3 protein-coding genes and 2 pseudogenes are annotated in these 1,125 nt (G+C 43.6%); 2 read left to right on the top strand and 3 right to left on the bottom strand.

The annotated features are described in order from the left end of the window. Nucleotides 1-188, top strand: a pseudogene (locus P5674_RS25040) (Uma2 family endonuclease); the annotation flags it as partial. A 92-nt stretch (nt 189-280) separates the two neighbouring features. Here P5674_RS25040 and P5674_RS25035 read toward each other — a convergent pair. The 3 genes from P5674_RS25035 to P5674_RS25025 are packed head-to-tail and all read right to left on the bottom strand — an operon-like array spanning nt 281 to nt 913. Beyond that, nucleotides 281-499 (bottom strand): type II toxin-antitoxin system VapC family toxin, encoded by a 219-nt coding sequence (locus tag P5674_RS25035; protein ID WP_006615831.1) that lies wholly within the window; start codon nt 497-499, stop codon nt 281-283. Between the two features lie 18 nt (nt 500-517). Then, the gene (locus tag P5674_RS25030; RefSeq protein ID WP_014276558.1) at nt 518-676 is read right to left on the bottom strand and encodes a hypothetical protein; all 159 of its coding nucleotides are present in this window, start codon (nt 674-676) and stop codon (nt 518-520) included. A gap of 3 nt (nt 677-679) precedes the next feature. Next, entirely contained in the window at nt 680-913 is a 234-nt protein-coding gene (locus tag P5674_RS25025) for an antitoxin family protein (RefSeq protein WP_006615832.1), read from the bottom strand. A gap of 58 nt (nt 914-971) precedes the next feature. Between P5674_RS25025 and P5674_RS25020 the strand changes: the two are divergent. Then, nucleotides 972-1,125: pseudogene (locus P5674_RS25020) on the top strand (Uma2 family endonuclease); the annotation flags it as partial.

Below are 1,125 nucleotides of genomic sequence, written 5' to 3'. Positions count from 1 at the left end.
ATTTGCTATTAACGGGGGATGAACGGGCTAGAATTGAACGTCAGCGGGCGGAAAATGAACGTCAGCGGGCGGAAAATGAACGTCAGCGGGCGGAACAAGCCGAAGTAGAGTTACAGCAGGAACGCCAACGGGCGGAAAGACTAGCGGAGTTATTACGCGCCCAGGGAATTAACCCGGAGGAACTTTAAATAACTGTAAATAGAGGCGATCGCACCTACCTGGTTTTGAGAAAAGCCTAGAGGCGATCGCCTGTTTACAGAAAAGTTTGATAAGTTCCTTTTTAGGGAATGACAATAATTGAGCCAAACTGATGAAAATGATTGTCTAAACTGAGAGCTTTGCTGATGTTTAATTTTTCGATAATGACTTTGCTGCTACAATCGGTAAAACTCCACTCTTTATCTGAAAATTGCCTGAAAAGTTGCCATGTTAACTGAATGTCTGCTTCGCTGAGAAAGTAGAGTTTACCAAGCTGACCCGAAAAAAATGCTTTTCCCATAGCAAGCGATCGCGCCGTTTATTTTCTGGCTCTTAACAGTGTCAGTGTTTCATCAACAATATAGTCTGTTGTCAGAAAAGCCTCGGTATTTTGACGCATCCACATACTGACCGCCTGATGATAGGGATCTGAAGGAACGACACTAGCAAACCAAGCACTCGTATCTACGAATATCATGATTTATTTCTGATGGGAATAGAGAATGCGATCGTGGTCGCATCCAGAAAAATTTTCGCGATCGCCTTCTAAAGGTAATGCGGCAATTTGAGCTAAAATATGGGCGGGATTTTTGTTCTCCTGAGTTGAGTCATTAGCACTAATGATTACTTGAACTGATGTTCCTTCTGGTAGATCGACGGGCTGCAGGAGTCGCAGCATTCCTTGTTCATAAATGGCTGGGAGTGTAAATGTCATGGTTCTCAATCAAATAGTCCTAGGGATTTTTAGTAAATTATAAGCGATCGCGCCTACCATGAACCAAGGCGATCGCCTTCTCAAATCCTATCAAAATGCTATACTATTTGCCATAAACTGCGATGAAAAACGATTAACTATGACCATCGCCCAATCATCAGAACTGGGAATTACCTCACTTCCCGATCATACCCAACTCCCCGACTCCGACG

Origin of the sequence: Limnospira sp. PMC 289.06, from assembly GCF_032350395.1 — a bacterium.
In the GTDB taxonomy this organism is placed as follows: domain Bacteria; phylum Cyanobacteriota; class Cyanobacteriia; order Cyanobacteriales; family Microcoleaceae; genus Limnospira; species Limnospira platensis.
This window is presented reverse-complemented; position numbering and strand designations above follow the sequence as displayed.